The organism is Streptomyces sp. NPDC055078, assembly GCF_053607985.1.
The window spans coordinates 1-3,487 of record NZ_JBSGUP010000784.1 but is presented as its reverse complement, the minus strand read 5'-3'; the positions used below and the strand labels follow the sequence as shown (position 1 = coordinate 3,487).

Annotated in this window: 3 protein-coding genes; 1 reads left to right on the top strand and 2 read right to left on the bottom strand. The window is 67.9% G+C overall.

From position 1 onward, the window contains the following. Positions 1-16: 16 nt before the first annotated feature. Both ACWF94_RS36625 and ACWF94_RS36620 read right to left on the bottom strand, forming a co-directional pair. The gene (locus ACWF94_RS36625) at positions 17-505 is read right to left on the bottom strand and encodes a beta-class carbonic anhydrase (RefSeq protein WP_453498922.1); all 489 of its coding nucleotides are present in this window, start codon (positions 503-505) and stop codon (positions 17-19) included. Between the two features lie 390 nt (positions 506-895). Further along, positions 896-2,581 (bottom strand): purine-cytosine permease family protein, encoded by a 1,686-nt coding sequence (locus tag ACWF94_RS36620; protein ID WP_453498920.1) that lies wholly within the window; start codon positions 2,579-2,581, stop codon positions 896-898. Positions 2,582-3,009: 428 nt separating this feature from the next. On the opposite strand from ACWF94_RS36620, the gene ACWF94_RS36615 reads away from it, so the two are divergent. After that, positions 3,010-3,487: RidA family protein (locus ACWF94_RS36615; protein WP_453498918.1), on the top strand; the 478-nt coding region annotated here is incomplete at its 3' end.

Genomic DNA, 3,487 nt, shown 5'->3' with positions numbered 1-3,487 from the left:
GCCGGGTCCGGTGTTCCTACTTCACCTCGGTGAGACAGCCGCTCTCCACGTCGAAGACGAACCCGCGAAGGGAGTCGGTGTACGGCAGGAAGGGGTTGATGGTCAATCGGCGCATCGACTGGCGCACATCCTCTTCGAGGTCCTGGAATGCCTCCGGAGCCCACCAGGGGCGAATTCCCGTCTCCTCTTCGATATCCCGTTTGAACTCATCGTCCTTGAAGGTGAGCATTCCGCAGTCCGTGTGATGGATCAGCATGATGCGGCGGGTTCCCAGCAGACGCTGGCTGATCGCCAGCGAGCGGATGGCGTCCTCCGAGACGACTCCGCCCGCGTTACGGATGATGTGGGCGTCTCCCTCCTTCAGCCCCAGCATCGAGAAGATGTCCAACCGGGCGTCCATACAGGCGACGATCGCCAGCCGCCGGGCCGGCGGAAGTGCGAGCGGGCCCGCGAAGGCTGCCGCGTACGTTTCATTGTTGGCCAGGTATTCATCGACTACAGACATGGTTTCCTCGCGTTCTGGACACATCCGGTGAACCCGGATCTCCTCGCGCCGGAAAGGTACCGAGACGAAAATCGAACACGAAAGGAGCTGCGCCGGCGGGCGCCCCAGGAGGGCACCGCGCGGGAAACCGTCCGTACGCCTTTCGAATACGAGTACAACCGTTTCCGCGCACGGCCGGTCCGCCGGTGGCCGGGACCGTACCGGCACCTGGTGCCTCTGATGAGTTCGTGGCCCGTGCGACCGGAGAGGATCAGCTGTCCTACGGGCCCGCCGGCGAGGGTGAACCGGGGTCGCACCGGCGGACACGCTTCCGCCGCGCACCGGGTACGACAGGGGGGCGTCACTCCGACTCGGCGCACCGGAACACGGCGGCCTCCGGGCACCTGTGTGTCACCCCGAGGGCTTGCCGACGGCCGCCGTCTCGGTGCTGCCCGAACCGCCGGGGCCGCCCCGGCGCCCGGCGTCCGGGGCGGACTCGGGCCGGTGCGCTCGGGCCTGGGTGAGGACCGCGCGGCGGAAGGCGCGGCTGCGGCCTCCGCAGTCCGCGCAGATGGCCGGACTCCCCTCGGCCGAGGGGTCGCGGTCCATCTCCGCGGCGATATAGGAGTGGTCGCAGCGGTGACAGCGCACCCGGGTCTCCCAGATGTCGTCGACCTCGTCCCTCGGGTCGAGCCCCCGGCGCAGCACCGGGGAGGAGGCGACCCGCAGCGCCAGCAGATAGAGCACGATGCTCAGGACGAAGGTCAGCGGTGAGGACCAGGTGGCGCCGAAGGTGCCGGTGAATTCGAGGACCGCGATGCCGGTGAGGGAGGAGACCAGCCACACCACGGCCCCGGGGGCGATGGTGGCGACGCGTCCGGGGCGGAACTCGGGGAGGCCGTCGCGATCGCCCCCGCGGTGCAGGGCGAGGTGGGTGAGCATGATGCCGACCCAGCCGACGACGAACGCGCCCTGCCACGCCAGCGCGGTGAGCACATAGCTCAGCACATCCGTCAGCATGATCAGATACGTCACGAGGCTGGCCACCGCGAGCGCGGCGACGCGCGGGACGCGGATGTGGAAGAGCCGGGCGATGGTGGCTTCCAGATTGGTGGAGGCGACGTAGTAGTTGGCGGTGTTGATCCGTGACTGGGTCAGCCACACCACACCGAGTCCCCACACCCCCATCAGTCCCACGATGGTGTCGCCGATCGCGGTCTCGGTGGGTGCGCCCGCCTTGTTGGCGACCAGCACCAGGAAGATGCCGATGAGCCCGTTGACGAAGTAGCAGAAGAGATAGAACACCGGGCCGAAGGTCACGACACCGTGGTACCGGGTGTCCTTGGGCTTGCCGAAGCGCCCGAAGTCGACCGTGTACATCATGAAGACGAACACGCCCATGTAGACGAAGAACGCGTACAGCCAGCCAGGCGCTCCGAGGTCGGGGGCGATGTCGGGGGTGTGGCTGAGCCAGCCGGACGGTGGGTACTCGCGCACGGCCAGGATGATCACGATCATCAGACCGGTCCAGTACAGCGGGAGCAGCGCGCCGTTGAACTTGTCGAGCCAGCGCCGTACGCCGCCGATGGCCATGGGCACATTGCTGAGGATGGAGATCGCGTACCAGACCTCGATCTCCATGGCGCCGGTGTAGGCGTGCAGGGCGTGCGCGATGACGGAGCCCTCGAAGACGGCGTAGTAGATGGCCGTGGCCGCCAGGACGAGCGGGGCGAGCACGGAGCCGACGTAGCCGAAGACCCGCTGCGAGAGGAGGGCGACGGTCAGACCGGTGCGAGCCGCGTAGGAGGAGAGGACGTAGTTGACCGCTCCGAAGCAGCCGACCGCGAGCAGGATGCCGATGAGGGTGTTGACCGTGCCGACGGTCACGGCCAGGGTGGCGGCGGTGACGAGGTAGAACATCCCGCTGACGAGGGCGTACCAGGTCATCGTCAGCGAGAGCCGGCCGCTGCGCCAGGTGAGCGGAACGATGTGGGTCGAGTAGTCCTCGTTCGTCGCTTCCTTCACCACACGGGGGTCGTCGGTACAGGAGACATCGAGGGGGACGGGGGCAGAGACGTCCGCACGTGAAGAGGTCACGGGAAGTCCTCGGGGGAGGCCGCCGGATAGCGGGGCGTGAGCGTCGTCGTACGAGTGACGCGGGGGCGGCTTGGTCGGCCGTGAGGCGTCCGGCATGGGTGGCCTCGTGTGGCCACGCTCAGGGTCGCGGCGGCGGATTGTCAACGGTCTCGCCAGATTGTTTCCATAATTCAATGGAAAACATCATTGACGGGGGTCGTTGGCTACGGATTTCGCAGCGATCGGCGCGGGCGGGCAGGGAGCGGTCGCGGCCGGCACCGGAGGGCACACCGAAGGTCACGCCGGAGCGCGTGCCGAGGGACGACCGGGCGGCGGAGGGGGTTGACAGGCGGGAAGGCGTGTACGAAGAATGACCCCACTTGGTCGGACCATCTGACTATCTCGGCCCACCGGCAGGGCCACACCCGATCACCCTCTGAGGCACAGACATGGCTCCCACAGATCCCGAGACCCGCGTGCGTGAACTCGGTCTCGTCATCCCCGACTTCTCCGCCCGGGCCTACTACGGCTCCGACTACGGATCGATGAAGCCCCACCACATCACCGGCAGTCTGCTCTTCCTGGGCGGTCACACCGCGGACGACGCGGAGGGCCGTGTGCGCCACCCGGGCCGGCTGGGCGCGGATGTCACCGTCGAGGAGGGGTACGAGGCCGCGCGGCTGACCGCCCTCAACTGTCTGGGCGGGATCCGGCTCGCCCTCGGCTCCCTCAACCGTGTCCGGTCCCTTGTACGCTCGCTGTGCTTCGTGGTCTCCACCCCGGAGTTCGAGGATGTGCACAAGGTGTCGTCGGGTGCCACCGACCTCTTCCGCGATGTCTTCGGCCCCGAGGCGGGACTCGGCGGACGCGCCACCATCGGGGTGATGAGCCTGGCCAGGCGCAGCTGCTTCGAGAACTGGCTCACCG